The sequence below is a fragment of the Candidimonas nitroreducens genome, assembly GCF_002209565.1.
Classification (GTDB): domain Bacteria; phylum Pseudomonadota; class Gammaproteobacteria; order Burkholderiales; family Burkholderiaceae_B; genus Candidimonas; species Candidimonas nitroreducens.
The window spans coordinates 213,383-234,406 of record NZ_NJIH01000006.1; the positions used below are offsets into that span (position 1 = coordinate 213,383).

19 protein-coding genes and 1 tRNA gene are annotated in these 21,024 nt (G+C 65.4%); 9 read left to right on the plus strand and 11 right to left on the minus strand.

Annotated features, from left to right (window positions below):
- Nucleotides 1–181: 181 nt before the first annotated feature.
- A complete protein-coding gene (locus CEY11_RS11175) occupies nt 182–1,132 on the plus strand; it encodes a LysR substrate-binding domain-containing protein (protein WP_088603472.1) in 951 nt (316 codons plus the stop codon).
- 102 nt (nt 1,133–1,234) lie between these two features.
- Here the strand turns inward: CEY11_RS11175 and CEY11_RS11180 are convergent, their stop codons facing one another.
- From CEY11_RS11180 to CEY11_RS11220, 9 genes are all read right to left on the minus strand, one after another.
- Nucleotides 1,235–2,131 carry a LysR family transcriptional regulator gene (locus CEY11_RS11180; RefSeq protein WP_088603473.1) on the minus strand — a complete coding sequence of 299 codons (897 nt, stop codon included), beginning with the start codon at nt 2,129–2,131 and terminating at the stop codon, nt 1,235–1,237.
- A gap of 54 nt (nt 2,132–2,185) precedes the next feature.
- Nucleotides 2,186–3,022, minus strand: coding sequence for an amidohydrolase family protein (locus CEY11_RS11185; RefSeq protein WP_088603474.1), 837 nt, complete (start codon nt 3,020–3,022; stop codon nt 2,186–2,188).
- A 177-nt stretch (nt 3,023–3,199) separates the two neighbouring features.
- Nucleotides 3,200–3,886, minus strand: a complete 687-nt coding sequence (locus CEY11_RS11190; RefSeq protein ID WP_088603475.1) for a fumarate hydratase C-terminal domain-containing protein — start codon at nt 3,884–3,886, stop codon at nt 3,200–3,202.
- Nucleotides 3,856–4,815 (minus strand): fumarate hydratase, encoded by a 960-nt coding sequence (locus CEY11_RS11195; RefSeq protein ID WP_088603476.1) that lies wholly within the window; start codon nt 4,813–4,815, stop codon nt 3,856–3,858. Before CEY11_RS11195 ends, CEY11_RS11190 begins: the two co-directional genes overlap by 31 nt.
- A gap of 29 nt (nt 4,816–4,844) precedes the next feature.
- Nucleotides 4,845–6,608: an L-aspartate oxidase gene (locus tag CEY11_RS11200; protein WP_088603477.1), complete on the minus strand. Its 1,764-nt coding sequence runs from the start codon at nt 6,606–6,608 to the stop codon at nt 4,845–4,847.
- Between the two features lie 2 nt (nt 6,609–6,610).
- The gene (gene sdhC / locus CEY11_RS11205; RefSeq protein ID WP_088603478.1) at nt 6,611–6,958 is read right to left on the minus strand and encodes a succinate dehydrogenase, cytochrome b556 subunit; all 348 of its coding nucleotides are present in this window, start codon (nt 6,956–6,958) and stop codon (nt 6,611–6,613) included.
- Nucleotides 6,955–7,290 carry a succinate dehydrogenase gene (locus tag CEY11_RS11210; RefSeq protein ID WP_088603479.1) on the minus strand — a complete coding sequence of 112 codons (336 nt, stop codon included), beginning with the start codon at nt 7,288–7,290 and terminating at the stop codon, nt 6,955–6,957. The genes sdhC and CEY11_RS11210 overlap by 4 nt, the downstream gene beginning before the upstream one ends.
- A 4-nt stretch (nt 7,291–7,294) precedes the next feature.
- Entirely contained in the window at nt 7,295–8,056 is a 762-nt protein-coding gene (locus tag CEY11_RS11215; RefSeq protein ID WP_088603480.1) for a succinate dehydrogenase/fumarate reductase iron-sulfur subunit, read from the minus strand.
- Between the two features lie 64 nt (nt 8,057–8,120).
- On the minus strand, nt 8,121–9,788 hold the full coding sequence (locus tag CEY11_RS11220; RefSeq protein ID WP_088603481.1) for a thiamine pyrophosphate-binding protein: 1,668 nt from the start codon (nt 9,786–9,788) through the stop codon (nt 8,121–8,123).
- 359 nt (nt 9,789–10,147) lie between these two features.
- Here CEY11_RS11220 and CEY11_RS11225 point away from each other — a divergent pair, with 359 nt between their 5' ends.
- The 7 genes from CEY11_RS11225 (at nt 10,148) to CEY11_RS26165 (ending at nt 18,269) form a co-directional block, all read left to right on the plus strand.
- Nucleotides 10,148–11,203 (plus strand): Bug family tripartite tricarboxylate transporter substrate binding protein, encoded by a 1,056-nt coding sequence (locus CEY11_RS11225; RefSeq protein ID WP_088603482.1) that lies wholly within the window; start codon nt 10,148–10,150, stop codon nt 11,201–11,203.
- A gap of 93 nt (nt 11,204–11,296) precedes the next feature.
- Nucleotides 11,297–12,289, plus strand: coding sequence for a Bug family tripartite tricarboxylate transporter substrate binding protein (locus CEY11_RS11230; RefSeq protein ID WP_088603483.1), 993 nt, complete (start codon nt 11,297–11,299; stop codon nt 12,287–12,289).
- Between the two features lie 355 nt (nt 12,290–12,644).
- Nucleotides 12,645–13,148 carry an RNA polymerase sigma factor gene (locus CEY11_RS11235; RefSeq protein WP_088603484.1) on the plus strand — a complete coding sequence of 168 codons (504 nt, stop codon included), beginning with the start codon at nt 12,645–12,647 and terminating at the stop codon, nt 13,146–13,148.
- A gap of 127 nt (nt 13,149–13,275) precedes the next feature.
- Nucleotides 13,276–14,259, plus strand: coding sequence for a FecR family protein (locus CEY11_RS11240; protein ID WP_088603655.1), 984 nt, complete (start codon nt 13,276–13,278; stop codon nt 14,257–14,259).
- Nucleotides 14,260–14,521: 262 nt separating this feature from the next.
- Nucleotides 14,522–16,927 (plus strand): TonB-dependent receptor, encoded by a 2,406-nt coding sequence (locus CEY11_RS11245; protein ID WP_158215284.1) that lies wholly within the window; start codon nt 14,522–14,524, stop codon nt 16,925–16,927.
- Nucleotides 16,928–16,938: 11 nt separating this feature from the next.
- The gene (locus CEY11_RS11250) at nt 16,939–18,069 is read left to right on the plus strand and encodes a PepSY-associated TM helix domain-containing protein (RefSeq protein WP_088603486.1); all 1,131 of its coding nucleotides are present in this window, start codon (nt 16,939–16,941) and stop codon (nt 18,067–18,069) included.
- Nucleotides 17,997–18,269, plus strand: a complete 273-nt coding sequence (locus CEY11_RS26165; protein WP_456297773.1) for an HVO_A0114 family putative DNA-binding protein — start codon at nt 17,997–17,999, stop codon at nt 18,267–18,269. The genes CEY11_RS11250 and CEY11_RS26165 overlap by 73 nt, the downstream gene beginning before the upstream one ends.
- Nucleotides 18,270–18,331: 62 nt before the next feature.
- Here CEY11_RS26165 and CEY11_RS11255 read toward each other — a convergent pair.
- Nucleotides 18,332–18,408, minus strand: a tRNA-Pro gene (locus tag CEY11_RS11255).
- Between the two features lie 161 nt (nt 18,409–18,569).
- On the opposite strand from CEY11_RS11255, the gene CEY11_RS11260 reads away from it, so the two are divergent.
- Nucleotides 18,570–19,958, plus strand: a complete 1,389-nt coding sequence (locus CEY11_RS11260; protein ID WP_088603487.1) for a lyase family protein — start codon at nt 18,570–18,572, stop codon at nt 19,956–19,958.
- Here CEY11_RS11260 and CEY11_RS11265 read toward each other — a convergent pair.
- Nucleotides 19,921–20,877 (minus strand): LysR family transcriptional regulator, encoded by a 957-nt coding sequence (locus CEY11_RS11265; protein ID WP_088603488.1) that lies wholly within the window; start codon nt 20,875–20,877, stop codon nt 19,921–19,923. The two genes, CEY11_RS11260 and CEY11_RS11265, sit on opposite strands and share 38 nt — an antisense overlap.
- Between the last annotated feature and the right edge of the window lie 147 nt (nt 20,878–21,024).

The following is a 21,024-nucleotide window of genomic DNA, read 5'->3' on the forward strand; positions in this document are numbered from 1 at the left end:
GGGCGCGCCGAACCTGTAACGCACGACTACGAAGGCACATTTATTCCCCTGCACATGATAAAGTCAAACTCATGCTGATCGGGCGAATGCCAAGAAAAATTTTTACATTGCCCTGCACTACGCAAATACCCGAGATGCCCAGGGCCACGGCGCCCATCCTTCTTCCTACCGTTGCACGCTCATGTCGTCCATCCGCACCCTGAAGACCTTTCTCGCCGTAGCGCGCCACGGCACCTTCGCCGCGGCGGGCAAGCAGATCGGGCTGACCCCGGCGGCGGTCGGACTGCAGATCCGTGCCCTGGAAGACGCCCTGAACTGCCAGCTTTTCGATCGCAGCGCCCGCGCCGTCATCCTCAATTCTTCAGGCCGCGCGCTGGTGCCGGAAATCGAAGACATCGTGCGCCACTTCGAGTCGCTGGCGGCACAGACCAGCCTGGACAGCATGTCGGGCACCATCATCATCGGGGCGCTGGTTTCGGTGCTGATGGGAGCCTTCGCCGATGCGCTCTGGACTGTACGCCAGCGCCACGCCAAGCTGGACGTACGCCTGTTTGCGGGCCTGTCCAGCGACTTCACGCTGCGCGTCGAACAGGGCGAACTGGACGCCGCCATCGTCACCCAGTCGCCGTTTCCCCTGTCGGCCAACCTGCTATGGACGCCGCTCTACAGCGAGCCGATGATACTCATCGTGCCGCGCCGGCCGCACTTCGCGCTGCCCTCGTCGCAAGCCATGGATATTCTGGCCGACGCGCCATTCATGCGTTTCGACCGCAACACCTGGACGGGCAACTTGATACAAGACGTGCTGGAGCGCCTGGGCATACAGGTGCGCGACAGCATGGAGCTGAATTCCGTCGAAGCCATTATCGAACTCGTCCGGCACGGCTTCGGCATATCCATCGTGCCCCAGCTGGCGAACGTGGCCTGGCAGGAAGATCGCGAATTGCAGGTCATCCCCCTGCCCACCACAGACATCGAGCGCCACATAGGCCTGCTGGAACGCGCCAGTCACAGCCGCACCGCATTCACGGACGCGATCAAGCTGTACTTCAACCAGGTTTCCGAAAGCGGCTGCGCTCCGGGCATGCAGAGCCCGGCGCCCGTTTGCCCGCCAGTGCGGCATCCGTTTTAATGTGAAAGAAGCCTCTTTCATCCTCGGGGGTGGCCGCAACTGCCATCCTCGTTAGGGTGAGTAGGCCCGCCGAAGAGCGGCGGGATCCTGAAACGCCGGCTCTCAGCCGGCCTTGGCGTATTTCTTTTCCGGCGGCGCCGAAACCTCCCGCAAGGCGTCCAGCAAGGCATGGGACAGATGCGAGCGCGGGTTGTCGCGCGGCATCAGCAGCCCCAGGCGCCGCATGATGGGCGGGTCGCCGAAGGGCAGCACACGGATCGTAGCGGGGAACTCGTTGGCCACGCCGCGGTTCGGCACCACCGACACGCCCAGGCCATTGGCCACCATGGCAACCACGCCTTCGACCGAGTCGATTTCCATGGTCGACTGCACCTCGAGCCCGCGCTTTTCTATTTCGGCGCCGACAATGCGGCCGACGCGCGCCATGCGGTTGAAGCGCACATAAGGGTTGTGCTCGAGCAGCTCCTGATCGGTATCGCCGGTTGCGCTCTTGTGGGCGATCACGACCATGGCCTCTTCGAAAAATTCGTGGAACTGCAGGCTGCCGCGACTGACCTCCGGCTCGGTGACCAGGGCCACGTCGAGCTGGCCATGATAGACCTCCATCTCGAGCTCGTGGGTAAGGCCGCTGGTCAGACGGATCTCGATGCCCTGCCCGCGCTGCTGCAGGCGACGCAGCGCCAGGGGCAGCCAACCCGAAATGGACGTATGCACGGCGCCCAGCTTCAGCACGCCGCCTGCGGCGTCGCGCTTCAGGCTGTCGCTCAGGCTTTCCCAATGCTCGATCAGGTCACGCGCCCGGTCGATCAGGCGCAGCCCGCTGGCGGTAAGCACGGGCGGACGGCGGGTGCGGTCGAACAACACCGTACCCAGCTCTTCTTCGAGCGCACGCATCTGCATGCTGACCGCGGACAGCGACAAGCCGATGACCTTGCCGGCTTCGGCGAAGCTGCCGCGGTCGGCGACCGCGACCAGTGTGTATAGCGTCTTGACGTCCATGGATATCCTGAAAATATGCCCGCCGGCGGCGCCGGGTGCGCCGGCCGGCCGCCCTTACAGGCCGAGCAGCTTGCGGGCATTGTCCCCCATTACCTTGGCGCGGTTCTCGGGCTTCAGGGGCAGTTGCTCGAACCATTCTTTGTAGCCCTGCACCGGGCAGAACGGAAAAGAGCTGGCGTACAGCATGCGGTCGGCCAGAAAGCCGTCGGCCGCCTTGACGTATTCTTCCCAACCCGGCATGCGCGAGAAGTACATGTCGGGCGACAGGTACAGGTTCGTCCGGCGGAAGGCCACGTGCAGGATCTGGTCGACCCAGGGCCAGCCGCCATGCGCGACCACTACCTTCAGCGACGGGAAATCGGCCAGCACGCGGTCGGTGCGTATCGGGTCGGAATAGCCCAGGTCGGGCCCCGCCGTGCCCCCGACCATCATAATGACCGGCACCTGGCGGTCTTCGCAATGGGCGTAAATGGGATACAGGCGGCGGTCGTCCGCATACATGGGCACGGGATACGCCCCCGGCTCGATATTGATCAGCTTGAAGCCTTGTTGCAGGGCTTCGTCTATGGTGGCGCAGGCCTGGCGCCGCGAGGTGGGGTCGATGGACGCGGCGCCGATGAAGCGCGGGCCATAGGTCTGCATGATGTGCAGCACGTCTTCGTTCGAGACACTGCCCAGCATGCCGGCGCGCCGGCCCACCACCACGCCGTATTCGATGTCGGCGCGATCCATCTCGGCCAGCAGCATGTCCATGGACTGCTGCTGGGCGGCCGGCGAGGGCTCGAAGCCGACGGTGCGCGTGAAGCCGTCGCGCCGCTCGCCGGCGTTGTACATCAGTGTGTCGAGAAATCCGCGCAGCGGCGGACGCAGGCGGAAATCGATGATCCCCATGGGTTCCTCTCGTTTTGCGGGGCCGCGGGCCCCTGCGTTCAAGTTGATCGGGCCGGGCGCGCCGCTGGCGGCATACCCGCAGCGCCCGGCACGCAGCCCCGCCCTGCCCGCCGCAACCGTATGCGGGCCGCGGCGGACGGGACGCAAGCGCGGCCCGGCGCTTTTACATCACTATCGCTACATCACTTCTTTCTTGCGATCGTCCGTTTCGCCATAGCGATGCAGCGCGGGCGGCTTCAGGCCGGCATACAGCTTGTCGATGCCGGCATTGATTTCCTCGCCATGCTTCTGGAACAAGGAATTGCCGGCGGCATCGCTTTCGACAATGAAAGGCCCGAAGTCCTTGACGTCGAATATCCACATGGCCTGGGCAATGCCCAGCTCGTCCAGCCAGAACACGTCGCGCACGCCGACGATGCCGCGGCCCAGCAGCGCCCCGGTGCCGTAGCCCACGGTGGTCAGGTAGACCGCGCCATGCGGCACCATGACGCGCGCATAGTCTTCGTGCGGCATGCCGCCCTTGCCGATGACGATGCGGGTGCCGGTCATGTCGAGCCAGCGATCCATCCATTTCGAGAACCGGAAGCTGGCCGTGGCGGTGACCGCCCCGACGTTGTAGCCACCCTTGCCGTCGGGCGCTGCCGCCGGCGAGCAATGGAAGTTGACATTGCTGACGGCTTTAAGATCGCAGGGCGGCGCAATGCCTTCGCCGAGTATCTTGTTGTAGACGCCCTCGCGCGCCGTATACACGGTGCCTGTCATGTAGACGATGGAGCCGATCTCCAGGCGCTTGATGTCTTCATCGCGCGCCGGCAGATCCAGGCGGAAAATTTTCAGATCGTCACTGTCGTTTCGGTCGGCCATTCGACTGTCTCCCTGCGCATGTATGGGGTGAACCACTGAGGGTCACCACGGTATTCGATTCTGCCGTCGGCGTGGATGCGGGCGGTGGCCCGGCGCGACGACAGGCAGAAGGTATGCATGCTGACCGGCATGCCTCCGGTGTGTGTGAAGCCGACTTCGATATGGCAGTCGACCACCATGGACGATCCCACGAAACCCATGGCGCCCATACCTATGGAATTGCCCATTTGCTTGATTTCCATCTCGAGCTCGGCGATGCGCGGGTCGGGATTGCGATCGCCGACCACGCGCAGGCAGGCGGCCTGCTTGCCCAGCTGCATGCAGGTGTCTTTCGAGCCGCCCACGCCGATGCCGACGATGGCCGGCTGACAGGCCAGGCCGCGCTTGCCGAAGGCGATCAGGCCGTCCAGCACGAAGCGCTTGATGCCGTCCAGGCCGTCGCCCGGAAACAGCATGCGGTAATCGGTGCCGAACAGGCCGCCCTTGTGCACGGTGGTGATGTCGATCCAGTCGACGTCGGGCTCGAATGACCATTCGATTTCCGGCGCGTTGATGCCGACATTGTTGTTGTACTCGTTGCGCCACAAGGGATGCACGCGGTTGGGCCGCAGCGGCACATCGTGCGTGGCGCGCGCGGTGGCCGAGCGCAGCGCTCGTTCCACCCCGACGAAACCGGTCTGCACCGCCGCGTCGTTGCCCACCTTGACGTAATAGCGCGGCACGCCGGTATCGGCGCACATGGGCCGCCGGTCTTTGCTGGCGGCATCCCAATTGTCCATCATGGTGTGCAGCACGAAGCAGGCCAGCTTGCCCTGCTCGGTACGGCCCATCTTGCTGATGCCGTCTTTGTAGTCTTCGGGAATATCGATAGCGGCGCGCGACATGATCTCGTATGCCGCCGCCTCGATAGTGTCTATGTCTATGGCCATAAGCCTTCTCCTGATAAGTACTGCGTCCGTCAGGCCGCCGTAGCCGGCTGCGCCGGCGGCGGTGCACCGGCCTCGTCGTCGATCAGCGACTCGCCCGGTTTGACGATATCGAAAGCCACCGGCACCATTTCCAGGTTCAAGCCGGTACCTTGCTGCGTGACCCGCGTATAGCAACTGCTGTCCAGATCGCCAGGCTCGGGGAAATCTTCACGATAATGCGCGCCCCGGCTGTTCTCGCGCGCCTGCGCCGCCGTGGCAATGACCCGGGAGATCGTCACCAGGCTTTCCAGATTCAGCCAGTCGTGCCAGCTGAGGTTGAAATGGCGCGCGCCGTCTTGCACACCCACCTGGCGCAGCGCGTCGTGATGCTGGGCCACTTCCGCCATGCCGGCCTCGATGCTGGCGCCGGTGCGCATCACGCCGACCTGATCCCACATGGTGCGCGACAGGGCCTCGCGCACCGGCAGGCTGGTGCCCGCGGGCCTGGAGAACGGGAATTCGGCGCGCGCAACGCCGGCCTCGATGACGCTTTCATCGGGGTCGCGCAAGGGTGCGCCCTTGCGCACGTAGGCCGCCATGGAATCGCCGGCGATGCCGCCGAACACGGTGGAATTGGCCACGCCATTGCCGCCCAGGCGGTTGGCGCCATGCACGCCGCCGCAGTCTTCGCCCGCCGCGAACAGGCCCGGCGAGGCCGTGGTGCAATCAACATTGAATTCCACGCCCCCCATCAGGTAATGGGCGGTAGGCACCACCTCGACCAGGCCGCCGGCCAGGTCGAAGCCGCAATCGGCGCAGCGCTGCACCATGCCGGGGAAAGTCTTGGCGACTTTCTTCGGGCCCAAATGGCTCATCTGTATGTACACGCCGCCCATGGGGCTGGTGCGCCCGGCACGCATTTCCGCATAGATGCCGCGGCTGACCACGTCGCGCGTGGAGCGCTCGGCGCGCGCGGCATCGTAGTTCGACATGAAGCGTTCATGGTTGCCGTTGAGCAGGTAGCCGCCGGCGCCGCGCAGGCCCTCTTCCAGCACGGTGCCCGTCATGCGGGTGTCGGGGCCGCCCAGCAGGCCGGTGGGATGGAACTGCACCATCTCCATGTCGCGCAGCTGCAGCCCATAGCGCAGCGCCATGGCCAGGCCGTCGCAGGTCTTCTCGCCCGAAGGCGTGTGGTACAGGTACATGGTCGGGCCGGCGCCGGTGGCCAGCAGCACGGCCTTGGCCTGCACGAAGCGATAGCCGCCGCTGCGCATGTCGATGAACAGCACGCCGGAAATGCCCGAGCCGTCGCGCGCCGGCACCAGCTCGATGGCGCGGTGCTCTTCCATGCGCCGCACACCGGCGCCGCGCACCTGTTCCATGAGCCGGTTGATGATCTCGATGCCGGTCAGGTCGGACTTGTGCACCGTGCGGTCGAAGCTCTGGCCGGCGAAGGCCTTCTGGTGCAGCGTGCCGTCGGGATTGCGGTCGAAGAAGCAGCCGATCTCGTTTTCCAGTTCGCAGACGCGCTCGACGGCCCCCACCACCAGGCGCCAGGCCAGATCCTGGCGCGGCAGCCACTTGCCGCCGACGATGGTGTCCATGAAGTGGCGTTCTATGGAATCGCCCTTGGACAAGGCAACGTTGTAGCCGCCCTGCACCATGCGCGTGCAGCCGCTCTTGCCCATCAGGCCCTTGACGGCGACCGTGACTTCCAGGGTCGGGTCGGCCTGCAGCGCGTGCAGCGCGGCGAACAGGCCGGCGCCGCCGGAACCCAGCACCAGAATATCTGTTTTAGTGCGTTCGATTTGCATGTTCAAAATACCCCTATCAGGAACGCCGCGCCCACCACAATGGCCGCGCCGGCGCCCCAACCCACCCAGTTGAGCCGCGCATCGCGAGGCGCGCGCCACGGCAGGAATTCCAGCACCAGTAGCCGCAGGCCGAAGGCCAGGTGCAGCGTCAGCAGCAGCACCAGGCCCCACTCGGCGACCTTGACCACAGGCGTGTCGGTGAGTGCCAGGAAACTGTCCAGGGGCGCCGCGCCTTCCAGCGCCAGCCCCAGCGCCAGGAAATGGAACGGCAGGAAAATCGCCAGCAACAGACCCGACACACGGTGCCCGATGAAGGCCCAATAGGCCTTGTGATTGTGGACGGATTTCATGCCAGCCACCCCCCGACGGCAATCACCGCGCGCAAGCCCAGCACCAGCAGCACTATGCCGAACAGGGTGCACAGCACGCCCGCCAGGCCGCGCGGCAGGCGCGCCCATTCAATAAGAATGTTGCGTAGCCCGATCGGCGCATGCACGGAAACCGCCAGCACGAACAAACCGTAAAAGGCCAGCCAGAACCAGTTGCCCTGGGTGCGGCCGAGGATTTCTCCGGCGGTCAGGCCGCCGCGCACCGCATAAAGAATCACGCCCAGGTGGATCAGGAGGAAAGGGCCCATGAACATCGCCGTCAGGCGCTGCAGGAGAAACAGCTTGTTTTCCATGGCGTCAGTCCCTCCGGAACAATTCCAGCAGCGAGCGCTTCTTCAGGCCGGCGATGCTGCCGGTGGGGCTCAGGCCCACCGGGCAGTGCGTCATGCAGCTGCCCTGCGTATGACAGGAGTTGCAGCCGCCGTCGGCAGTGGCCTGCTTGAGCACGCCGCGAATGTCCGCATGCCGCACGTCGTTGACCAGGCTCCAGGCGCGGTTCAGCGCGGCGGGGCCCAGATAGTCTTTGTTCCATTCCACGACATCGCAGGCGGCATAACAGATGCCGCAATTGATGCACTCGATGGCGGCATCGGCCAGCTTGCGTTCTTTGCTGGCCGGATCGACGGCCACCGGGCGCTCTTTGCGCGTGGTCTTGCCGACGAAGCGGCCGCCCGCCTTCAGCCATTTGTCGAAGAACTCGGTCATGTCGACCACCAGGTCTTTGATGCGTGGCATATTGCGCAGCGGCTCGAGCTGGATCACGCCGTCGCGCTCTACACGGCTGACGTGGGTGCGGCAAGTCCAGCGCGGCTTGCCGTTGACCGTCATGGCGCAGGTGCCGCAGACTCCGACGCGACAGGAAAAACGGTAGGCCAGATCCGGCTCGATGCGGCGCTGGATTTCCGTGACCACGTCGAGCACGGTCTGGTTGTCGCGCCAGGGCACCTCGTAGGTGGCGAAACCTCCCTCGTCGGCGCCGCGCCACACCCTGACCTTCAAGGCCCTGCCCGGCTCGGCGGGCTCCTGCCCCGACGGGGGCGCGAACTCCTGTGTCTTCATTTCATCCTCTCAGATTGGAAACCTATCCATGGCCCGGCCTGTGGCCGCCCCTGCAATGTGCAAGCTAGTGCGGCCCGCTGGGCGTGGCGCCCTGCATCGCATACACCGGCGCCGCCTGGCCGTTCATCTCGACATTGACGCAGGCGGCCAGACCGGCCGACTGCGCCTCGGCCAAAGCCTGCGGCAACTGCGCCGGCGTGCTCACATGGGCGGCGTGCGCCCCCAGGCCGGCCGCCGCCAGGTCGTAGCGCACCGACGGGCTGAGAGTGCAGCCGATCAGCCGTTGCGGCCCGTATTCGCGCATCTGTATGACGTGCTCGGCGTTCCAGCGTGAATCATTGCCCACCACCGCCAGGAAGCGCGCCCCGGCCCGCACGGCAGTCTCGAATTCCGCCAAATGGAAGCCCACCGTGCCGTCGCCCATCAGCGCCACCACCGTGGCCTCGGGGCGGGCGATGCTGGCGGCGATGGCATAGCACAGGCCGCCGCCGATGGCGCCCGAAACACCGTTGATGACCCGGGTGGGCGCGTGGCAGAAGCCCTGCGCCCATTGGCCGAATTCGCCGCCGTCGCAAACCAGAATCGGGTCTTGGGCCGCGTCCAGCACCTGCTGCACGGCGGCGCATATCTCGGTCGGCAAGGCGGGCGCCGTTGCCGCGCCGTCCGGCGCGCCGGCCTGGACACTGCCGGCCTTCAATTCGCGCAAAGCCAGGGCGGCCGACACTTCGTCCAGCCACGCGCTCCGGCCTGCCGGGCGCGTCGCCTGGCATAGCGCGTCCAGGGCCGCATCGGCGTCCGCAACCACGGCCCGCTGCAGGCGTCCGCCCAGCAAGTTCCGGGCGCGCTCGACCAAATGGGCCTCGGGGTCGACGACGATCGCCTGCGCATCAGGGTTCCAGGCCGGTGTGCGGCCGAAGCCCAGGGTGAAATCCAGGGACTTGCCCAGCAGCAGCACCAGATCGGCGCGCGCCAGAGCGGCGGCAAAACCTCCCAGGGCCGGGTCGCGCAGGCCGCGCGGGCTTTCCATGGAGACGACGGGAGCACAGAGAGCCTGGCGGGCCGCATCCAGACGCTGTCCGGCGCGGGTCTCGTTGAGCATGGGGCCGACCAGGATCAACGGACGGCTGGCCTGCGCCAGCCGCGCCGCGATGGCGTCGACATCGGCCTGCGCCGGCTCGACCCGGCGGCGTAGCGGCTTGTCGGCGGCCACGACGTGCTCGGCCGGCACTTGTTCTTGCAGCAGATCGAACGGCAGGGCCACGTGCACGGGGCCGGGACGGCCCGAGAGGGCCACCGTGATCGCGGCGCTGACGTCCTTGTCCAGCTCGGCCGCCAGGCGCGGCCGCAGCGCCGCCTTGACCAGCGGCGCAGTGATCTGCGTCTGCGCCAGTTCCTGGAATGCGCCCGTGCCGTCGGCTGCCAAGGGGGAATCGCCGGACAGCAGCAGTACCGGGCTTTCGGCGCTGCGCGCCGAGAACAGCGGCGACAGGCCATTGGTAAGGCCCGGCGCGGCCGTCAGCAGGGCAACGCCAGGGCCGCCGGTCAATTGCGCCCAAGCATCGGCCATGTGCACCGCCGCCGCCTCGTGGCGTACATGCACGATGCGGATACCGGCGTCGATACAGGCGTTGTAGATCGGCATGATCTGGTTGCCCGACAGGCTGAAGATCGTTTTGACGCCCGCACGCACTAGGGCGTCGGTGACGAGAGAGGCTCCGGAACGAGCTGGCATGCGTGGTGGACTCCGTAAGGCGGCGCTTGGCGTTGCGCCATGAATACCCCTGTGGGCGACATAAAATCAGTATATTTATGGTTTTTATTTGAAGCAAGTTTTTTTTGCTACAGTTTTTTTGATTATATAAAACCGCCACAGCCACCGGCCGCGCACCGCCGCATCAGTCGTGCGCATGAAATCAAAGCCACACGGCAAAACCACACTGCCATAAAGAGTTTCTTGTGCTCAAGGCGAAAAATACTCGCTTTACCTTTAGCTCCGATCGCCGATATTCTGAAAAAAAGTTCCTGCCGGACGCAGCCGCAGCCGCACCGGAGCGGCGCCAAGACCCAAGACATCACGCAACGGAGACATGCATGTCCAAAGCAGCACAAGCCGTCACCTCTTTTTTCTCCACCCTGCTCAAGCGCCGCCATCCGCCCGGCGGCCACAGGCCCCGGGCCGGCACGCGCCCGCTCGCCTGTGCCGCAGTGGCACTGGCCGCCTGTACGGCCGGCGCCTCCGCGCCGGCGGCCAACTGGCCCGACCACCCCGTATATATGGTGGTGCCATTCGTGGCCGGCGGTGCCACGGACAATATCGGACGCGCCCTCGCCATGCGCCTGGGCGCCATCTGGAAGCAAAGCGTGGTGGTCGTCAACAAGCCGGGCGCCGCCGGCATGATAGGCGCCGAGTACGTGGCGCGCGCCGACCCCGACGGCTACACGCTGCTGCTGGCTTCGGGCTCGATGTTCACCGTCAACCCGTATATTTATACGCACATGCCCTACAAGCTGTCCGACTTTGCCCCCATCAGCAATGTCGCCACGGGGCCCATGGTGGTGGCGGTGCGTCCCAGCCTGCCCGTCAAGACGCTGCAGCAGTTGATCGATTACGCCAAACAACACCCGGGCAAGGTCAATTTCGGCTCGGCCGGCGTCGGCAGCCAGGTGCACATGGCCGCCGAGAAGCTGGCCGCGGCGGCCAATCTGAACGTCATGCACGTGCCCTACAAGGGCGAAGCCGCGGCCTACGCCGACCTCATGGCCGGGCATATCGACTTCGTGGTGGGCAATATCGCCGCCCTGGCGCCGCTGGTGGCCAGCGGCCGGATCCGCGCCCTGGCGGTCACCGGCGAACACCGCGCCAAGATGCTGCCCGATGTGCCGACCGTTGCCGAAGCGGGCTACCCGCAAATCCAGGTGCATGGCTGGTTCGGCCTGCTGGCGCCGGCCAAGACGCCGCCGGCACTGGTGCAGGCCATCCAGCGCGACGTCGCCAAGGCACTGGCCAATCCCGATACCGTACGCAACCTCGAGGCCCAGGGCAGCACACCCGCGCCGACCAGTCCGCAACAACTGACACAATTGATCAAAACCGAATCGGTAATGTGGAGCAAGGTCGTCCACGACCGTAAACTAAAGGCCAATTGAGCATGGCCCCATAATTAGGCTGGATACCAAGAAGTAAAACCGGCGTCGCCTACCGCGGCGCCTTTGTCGCTTCTAAAACCAAAGGAGGTTTTCATGCATCAACGCACACGCATCGCCGCACTCGGCACGATCGCTACCCTGGCATTCGCGCTCGCCGGCACCGCAAAGGCCGCGGATCAATACCCCTCGCACCCCATCACCATCGTCATCCCCTTCAGCCCGGGCGGCGACTCCGACCTGGCGGCGCGCAACCTAACCGCGCACGTGTCCAAGTACCTGGGCGCAACCATGGTGCCGCTGAACAAGGCGGGTGCCAACGGCGCCATCGGATCGCAGTTTGCCCATGACGCCGCGCCCGACGGCTACACGCTGCTGCTGGCGCGCGTCGGATCGCAGGCGGTGCTGCCGGCCCTGCAAAAAAGCCTCACCTACCGCTGGAACGACTTCACCTTCCTGGGCCTGCTGGAACTCAACCCCATGGCCTGCGTGGTCAACGCCAAATCCCCCTATCACAAGCTGTCCGACCTGATGGCCGCCATCAAGGCCCACCCCGGCAAGCTGAACTACAGCACCTCGGGGCCGGCCACGGTGCTTAACCTGGCGGCGCAAACGCTGCTCTCGGCGGCCGGCCTGTCCAAAGACGCCGCCACGCAGATCCCCTACAAAGGCGGCGGCGACGCCACCACCGCGGTCATAGCGGGCCAGGTCGACTTCAGTTGCGCCAACCTCACGTCGCTGATCGGCGCGATAAAAGGCAAGCAGGTGCGCGCCCTGGTGACCACCTCGCCGCAGCGCCTGCGCGACCTGCCGGACATCCCCACGGCCCGCGAAGTGCATTACCCGCAGCTCGAGTCGGTCAATGGCTGGAGCGCGCTCTATGGCCCTCCCGGGCTGTCCAAGCAGGTACAGAAGAAATGGGAGCAGACCCTGGCCGAGCTGAGCAAGGACAAAGGCTGGATCCAGGGCGAAGAGCGCCTGGGCTCGGTACCCCACGTGCTGCCAGCCAAAGAAACCCACAAGTACGTCGCCGACCAGTACGCCTTCTACCTGCAACTGGGCAAGAAACTGGGGCTGGAGCTGAAGTAGCGGCCTTCTTCACGTCGATGCCGCGGCGCCCAATGGCGCCGTGGCGTCAAGACGCCTCCATGGGCTGGCCGTAGAAAATAACGAACAAGGCCTGGCAATAGCTGCAGTGAACGAGTCGGCCGCGCGGCATCGCCCGCCACCGGTACGCAGCAGGCCCTTCTCATCCAGACTGCGGCCTTCGCAGTGCCGCCCGATGTCGGCCTCGTCCGTCTCGGCCGTTCCGCGGCTTCACCCGCGACACCACAATGTCATGGAAATGAGAATTATTGTTAATATTGACGGCCGCTTATCAATATCAAATCGGCCACTCGAATAATTTTCCGCTTTCCATTTTTTCGCCGCACTTCCCGTCGCCATGTCCCGCCCCCGCCCTTCCGAACACGGCTGGCTCGCCTATTACCGCGAGCTGATCGGTACTTGGGCCAAGGGCCATTCCTCGCGCCATGACGCCGAAGATGCCGCACACGACGTCGTCGCCAACATGCTGGGCCGGGATCAGACGGCGGTGCTCGACCAGAAGGCCTACCTGTACCGGGCATCGCACAACCGGCTCCTCAATGAAGTGCGGCGGCAGACCCGCCGCGAAATGCTCTGCCTGGAAGACCTGGCCGACGATGACCACCCCCAGGCCGACCCCGAAGCGCCGGCACGCGCGCGCGAGCTGGCGCAGGCGCTGGAGCGCGCCCTGGAACGCCTGCCGCTGAAGAAGCGCCAGGCCTATATCTACCATCGCCTCGAAGGATATACCCAGGCCGAAATTGCCCAAAAAATGGGCGTCGCAATTAATACGGTCGAACGCTACATCATGGATGCCACTCGGGAAATTCGCGAACAGTTACAAATCTTCTGCCCCAAATGATCAGGAATCCAGTCTGCTGCGGTGTCTTTATGATGAAAGGCTACGAATCCGGCCCGTACAGCCGGGCGGCCGCGCACAGGCCAGCTCCTGCAACAAATGAATGCCGGCCCATCCCGGCGATCGCCCGATGACCGCTCCCATTGATCCGGATACGCTGACAGACCCCCGCGATGCGGCCGCCTATTGGTTCGCACGCGAGCGGTCGGGCCGCATGGACGAAGCCGACCGCCGCCGCTTCGACGACTGGCGCCGTGCTCATCCCGAACATGAGCGGGAATACCGGCGGGCACTGGGCATCTGGAACGCCGCACGCCTGATTCCGCCCGAACGGCTGCGCGCGCTGGCGAACGAGCCGGGCAAAGCGGACGCCCCCGCCTTTTCGCGCCGCCGGCTGGCCCTGGGCCTGGGCACGGCCTGTGCCGCCGCAGTGGCGGCGGCGATCATGCTGCCCGGCCCCGGCTCGCCCAGCTATACACAGCAATTCTCTACGGAACACGGCAGGCGCCGCCAGGTCACGCTGCCGGATGGATCCACCGTCGACCTGAACAGCGGCACGTCGCTGGCGGTTCATTACTACGCGGGCCGGCGCGTGATCGAACTGGCCGCGGGCGAAGCGGCTTTCGCCGTCGCCCACGATGCCGACCGCCCCTTTTACGTGCACGCCGCGGACACGGTGGTGCGGGTCACGGGAACCCGCTTCGGCGTGCGGCGCGATGTCGGACTGGTGCGGGTGACGGTCGAATCCGGCTCCGTCGAGGTCAGGCACGGCCCGTGGTGGAACCGTGATACGGTGCGCCTGACAGCCGGACAGACTGTCCAGGCGAATTCGCAAGGGCTTGCCCCGGTGCGCCGCGCCGACGCCGGCGCGCTACTGGCCTGGCGGCAGGGGCGAGTAGTCTTCCGCGACACGCCGCTATCGCAGGCCGTGGCCGAGATCAACCGCTACGCGCCACAGACCATCCAATTGAGCGACGCCTCGGTCGGCCGGGAACGTATTGCCGGCGTATTCAGTACCGACGACACCCAACCCTTCCTCGACCTGCTGCCGGCCATTGCGCCCGTACGCGTCCTGCGCCGGCCGGACGGAACCCCGGTCATCACCCGCCGCTAGATAGCTGCCCGCCATCGCCGGACGTGGACGCGTCCGGCATACACCCCGGGCTTGGCATCGTCTCTCCGCCTTTTTCCTAAATGAAAATACATCTTGTTTCAATTTAGATAGGAAATTTCATCAGGGATCCGGACAGCTGCGGTGTCTGTTCTATGAGAGGGCAGTTTTTGCAAGGAGACTTTCCAGGCAGGGCGCCCTACGCAAAACCTTCGGATTAGGGCGGCGCATTGGCGCCTTGATGAACTATTTGGAAAACCGTCCCGTGGATCGTCGTACTACCTGCAAGCCGGCACGCCGCAGCGCGCTGCCCCCCTCCCCCCCGATCTCGCATGGGTTGAGCGCGGCGGCGATGTCGCTGCTGCTGATCTTTGGCCTGGCACCCCGTCCGGCCCGTGCGCAAGAAACCCCCATGCAGATCAGTATTGCCGCGCAGCCCCTGGCCAACGCGCTGGTGCAGCTCGCCAACAAATATTCATTGGAGCTGGCCTATGCCCCGGGCATCGTGGCGGGGCTGGACGCGCCGGCTGTCGCAGGCAACGTGACCGCCGACCAGGCGCTGCGACAGATGCTCGCAGGCACCGGCATAGAGTTCACGCGCAATGGCAGAAATGTATCGCTGCGCAAAGCGCTGCAGCCTCAAGGAGCAGTGACCTTACCGGAGATACGCGTGAAGGGGCGGCACGACGGCGACACCTATTCGGCCGGCCAGTTGGCCCGATCCGCCAGTCTGGGCGCCCTGGGCAATACCGACATCATGGACGCGCCTTTCAGCGTCGTCAGCTACACCGAGTCGATGATCAATGATGCCCAGGCCCGTACGATCGGCGAAGTTCTGACCAACGACTCCTCGGTTCGTACCACCGGGCAGGCCAACGGCGTTTCCGAGTCGTTCTCGATCCGTGGCTTTCCCATCAACGAGGGCAATATCGGGGACGTGATGTTCGACGGCCTCTATGGCATCGCGCCCAACTACACCAGCTCGGCCATCTACGCGGAACGCGTCGAACTCATCAAGGGGCCCACGGCCCTTCTGAATGGCATCGCACCCAACGGCAGCATCGGCGGCAGCCTGAATATCGTCCCCAAGCGGGCCGCCGACAAGCCGCTTACCCGGCTCACCCTCGACTACGAGTCGAAATCGCAGTTCGGCGCGCTCTTCGACGTCGGCCGCCGCTTCGGTGAAGACCACGCATGGGGCATACGGGTCAACGGCCAATACCAGCAAGGCGACACGGCGCGCGACCACCAGTCGGCAAAGAGCCCCGTCGGTTCGGTGGCGCTGGATTATCGCGGCGACAAGCTGCGCGCCTCGCTGGACTATATCGATCAACGCTTCGACGTGGATGCACCGGTGCGCCAGCCTTCGCTGGCCGCCGGCGCGGCTCTGCCGGCGGCTCCGAACCCCAGCCGCAACCTGGATCAAAGCTGGGAATATTCGCGCATCCACGACCAGGCGGTCTTACTGCGCGGCTCATACGAATTCAACCCGGCATTGACCGCCTACGCGGCGGCCGGCGTCTCGGAGGAAAATCTCGAGGGCTTCTACGGCAACCCCGTCATCACGTCCGGAGCCGGCGACGTGCAGATCCAGCCTGCGCGCATCGGCTTCAAGCTGAAGAAAGAGACGGCGGAAGTCGGCCTGCGCGGCACCTTTTCCACGGGCAGCATCGACCACTCGTGGTCCCTGGCAGCCAACCGCTACCACGACCATTTCGACGTCGGCTTCAGCTTCTCGCCCACGACCTTCAACTCCAATCTTTATTCGCCCGCAAACACGCCCGCCGTCTCGCTCGCGAACCCCGAGCCGGCGCCCTATTCCAGAAGCACGCTCGAAGGTGTGGCGCTGACCGACACCATGTCCTTCCTGCACGACCGGGTGCTGCTCACGGCTGGTGTACGCCACCAGAACGTGCGCTCGGAATCGCCCTCGGCTCACACCGTCTACGACGAGAGCGCGGTAACGCCCATGGCCGGCATTGTGTTCAAGGTGGCCAAGCCCGTCTCGCTCTACGCCAACTACATCCAGGGCCTGGCCATCGGCGACACGGCTCCCACCTCGGCGATCAACGCGGGAGAGGTCTTCGCGCCCTATAAGTCCGAACAGTACGAAGTCGGCGTGAAGTACGAGGGCCAGGGCTGGATGGCCTCTGCCGCGGCCTTCCAGATCAGCAAGCCCAGCGGCCAACTGGACGCCAATGGCTACTACCGCCCCAACGCCGAACAGCGCAACCGGGGCCTGGAACTGAACGCGGTCGGCGCGATCACGCGCGGGCTGCGCACCAACTTCGGGATCACGCTGATCGACCCCGAGCTGACCAAAGGCAGCGCCGCGATCGTCGGCAACGATGCGCCGGGCGTTCCCCACCTGCAGGCCGTCCTGGGCTTGGAGTGGGACGTGCCGGCCCTGTCCGGTTTGACGCTCAGCGGCCGTCTCGTCCATTCGGGGCCACAGTACGCCGACCAGGCCAACACGCAGCGCCTGCCAGCCTGGAACCGGCTCGACCTCGGCGCCAAGTACGCCACTCGGCTGTTCGGCAAGCATGTCGTCTACCGTGCCTCGATCAGCAACGTCACCGACCGGCGCTACTGGTCTTCCGTGACCAGTTGGGGCGGCCTGGCGATCGGCGAACCGCGCACGGTGCGGCTGTCCATGCAGATGGACTTCTAAGGCAGCGCGCCATGCGATCCGGAACGCTGCGGGTGTGGAAACAGATTCACCGCTGGGCCAGCATCGTGTGCACGCTGTTCATGCTGATGCTGTGCGTGACGGGGCTGCCGCTGATCTTCAGTCACGAAATCAACGACTGGACGCTGCCGCAGCGCCCCGCTTTGCACGAGGGAGCCCCGGCCCCCAAGGTCGCGACAATCATCGAACGGGCGACTCGGGCGCGGCCCGGCGAACGCGTCAACTACGCCTATTTCGACGATACGGAACCCATGGTTCTGGTGGCGACGGCGCCGCGGGCCGACTCGCCGCCCGACGACACCTACTACCAGCTCTTCGATTTGCGCGACGGCTTCTACTATGACCGGCCCCAGCCGACCGAAGGCCTGATGTACCTCATTACCAAACTGCACGTCGAGTTGTTCGCCGGCATGAAAGGCATGCTGTTCCTGGGCGCCATGGCCGCCCTGCTGGTAATCGCCATCGTCAGCGGCGTGATGCTGTATGCGCCTTTCATGCGCAACCTGTCCTTCGGCACGGTCAGGACGGCGCGGTCGCGCCGGGCCTACTGGCTGGATCTGCACAACCTGCTCGGCATAGTGACCGCAGTATGGCTGGCCATCGTCGGGCTGACGGGCGCCATCAACACATTGGCCATGCCCATCGAGATGGTCTGGCAGGCGACGGAGCTGTCGCAAATGGCCAAGGCGCCTCCCCAGGCCCCGGACGCGCCGCAGGTGCCCGTCGACACCGTCCTCGCATCCATCGCCACGGCCACCCCCGGAAAGCGCGTACGAACCTTGGCATTTCCGGGCACCCCATTCGCCAGCCGACACCATTTCGGCGTCTACCTCATCGGCAACAGCGCCGTGACCAGCAGGCTGCTGACGCCGGCGTTAGTGGACGGCGGCACGGGAAGGCTGGTCTCGATGCGCGAAATGCCGCTGTACGCAAAGGCGCTGTTCATCTCGCAGCCGCTGCATTTCGGGGACTACGGCGGCATGCCGCTGAAGATCCTGTGGGCCGTGCTGGATCTGATCACCATCGCGGTGCTGGGCAGCGGCCTGTATCTGTGGCTGGGCAAGCCGCGCGGCCGGCGTGGCGCCAAAGCCGAAAAACCGCCGGCCCGCGTCGCTGGGAGCTGATCGCCGCGTTGCGCGAGGCAGGGCCCATGTCGATTTCAGCCCTGGCGAAGTTGCTGGGTCGCGACGACAAGAACGTGCATGGCGATGTGGCAGCCCTCACGGAATGGATGGCCATAGAAAAAGACGAACATGGCCTGATCTACGCGCCATTCTCCGACATCGCGGTGGATGTGCATCTGCCGCAACGGCGGGTGGCCTGAAATTCAGGCTACGGAAGGGAACAAGGGCTTGCAACGGTTACGTTGCAAGCCCTTGATGTTATTGGTCGGGGCGGCGGGATTCGAACTCGCGACCCTCTGCTCCCAAAGCAGATGCGCTACCAGGCTGCGCTACGCCCCGAAAAGAAGCAGCATCATAGCAGATCAAGCAGTGCCGATCCGGCACCGCGCACGAGCCCCGCCGCCAGGTCTTCGGCCCGTCTTCAAGCACCATTCGAAAAAACGGAACAGTTGTTGATCTCTTTCTAAGCCTCGGAACAGTCGCGCAAGTTACGATGCGCCATGAACTATCTGCCAGGAGGCTTGAGGGTGCGCGATCTGCCGGAAAACATCGACGAGCTGTTCACGTCCGAGAGCCTGTGGCAATCGTGGCTGGACGTCGAAGCGGCGCTGGCTCTGGCGCAGGGCGAGCTGGGCATGATACCGGCGCACTGCGCCGCGCGCATCGCCGCACAGTGCCGCCTGGCGGGTTTCGACCTGCCGGCGCTCAAGGCCGACATCGCGCTTACCATGGCACCGGTGCTGTCGCTGACCCACGCGCTGGCCGGGCTGTGCGGGCCCGAGGCGGGCGGCTACGTGCACTGGGGCGCCACCACGCAGAACGTCATGATGACGGGCCGGCTGTTGCAGCTGCGCAAGGCGCACGCGCTACTGCTGCGGCGCCTGGCCCAGGTACTGGAAGCGCTGGGCGACCTGGCCTCGCGCGGCGCAGGCCAGGTAACGGTGGGCCGTACCAACCGCAAGCATGCACTGCCCATCACCTTCGGCTTCAAGGCAGCCACCTGGATCGACGAGATGCTGCGCTGCGTGCAGCGCCTGCGCGAGGTGGAGCCGCGCACCTTCCGCCTGGTATTCGGCGGCGCCATAGGCGCCATGCAATCCTTCGGCGCACAGGGGCCAGCCCTGGCGCGGAACCTGGCCGCCAGGCTCGGGCTGCGCGATTCGCTGGTGCACTCACGCAATACGCTGGACTCCATGAGCGAATACGTGCTGGCGCTGGCGCTATTCGGCATGGCCTGCTCGCGCATCGGCAAAGAGCTCTACATCTTGATGACCGAAGAGATCGACGAGGTCGAGGAAGCCCTGGGGCCAGGGGTGATCGGCAGCAGCACGATGCCGCAAAAGAACAACCCCAAGCACGTGGTCGCCCTGCTGGCCCGCGCGGCGCGCCTGCGAGCCATGGCCGCCCCTGCGCTGGAAGCCGGGCAGCCCAGCCATGAAGGCGACGCCGCCAGCAACCAGCTGATCGCCGAACTCGTCGACCAGTCGGCCATACTGGCCTACGATCTGGCACGGCGACTGGACTGGCTGCTGCGCAATCTGCGCCTGAAGCCGGAAAACATGCTGCGCAACCTGAAGCTTTCGGCCGACGTGGTGGCCTCGGAAAACCTGATGCTGCTACTGGCACAGGGCATGGGGCGCCAGGCCGCGCACGATCTGGTGCACGAGCTGATCGCGCGCCACAAGCAGGCCGGCACTCCCGTGCTGGAGCTGCTGCTGCGCCACCCCGCCGTGGCGGGCCGTTACGACGCCGAGCAGCTGCGGCACGCCCTGGATCCCGCCCACTACACGGGGCTCAGCACTGAAATCGCCCTGGCCGCAACAGACCAGGCGCGGCACGACGCGGCCGCCATCAGGGATGCATTTCCGCAAGCGCCGTGCCCGGCTTGAGTATGCGCAGGTCATTCCTGGCGCCGGTGCGCGCCAGCGCACGCAGGTGCTCGCGCAGACACTTCAGGAACAAATCGGCTAGGGGCGACCTGCCCTGTACCGGATAGATGCAGCCGTAAGTCACCCAGCGTTCGGGCACCAGCGGACGCAGCGCCAGCTCGGCGTCGGGCACCGGGTGCAGGCAGGCCCGGTCTATCAGTGAAATGCCGTTGCCCTCGCGCACCAGTTGCTGCACCAGGATCGTGGAGGTCGATTCGATCGCGATGTGCGGCGTGATGCCGGCCGAGGCGTAGATCTCGTCCAGCCGCCGGCGCCACAGCTGGTTGCCCTGCAAGGTCACCACGGGCTCTTGTGCAAGCTGCGCAGCGGCAATGCTGGATTCGGCCGCCAGCGCATGGTTGCGCGGCAGCAGCACCCCGACACGCGCCTGGAACACCGGCTCGGCATCGAGTTCGACGATCGCATTGGTGACCGGCAGCGAAATCAGCCCCAGGCTGAAGCGCCGGCGCGCCACCTTGTTCTCGATGTCGAAGCGCCCTTCGACATGAATGCGGCACTCGAAGCCCGGATGGGCGCGGCGCATGCGGCTGATCGCCGGCACAGCCAGGCTTGCCCCCAGCGGCGGCGAGGTCACGAAGGTGAATTTTTCCGTGGTGCGGTGCCGTATGTCCGCAGCGATCTGCTGCATTTCATCGATGCCGCCCAGCACCTGCTCGACTTCCTGATAGAACATTTCGCCTTCCAGCGTCAGCACCAGCTTGCGCCGGTTGCGGCTGAACAGCGTAATTTTCAACTCGGCCTCGAGCAGGCCGATGAGCCGGCTGGCGGCCGATTGACTCATGTGCATGCGCTCGGCCGCGGCGGCCAGCGAGCCCTGCAGCACGATGGAACGGAATACGCGCAGCGCTTTGATGTTCATGGACGGTCTCCGCGCCGGCTATCGGGCCGGGCCACCGCTTTGGCCTTGGCCTTGGCTCTGGCTCTGGCTCTGGCTCTGGCTCTGGCTCTGGCTCTGGCTCTGGCTCTGGCTCTGGCTCTGGCTCTGGCTCTGCAATTGTTGCATTTT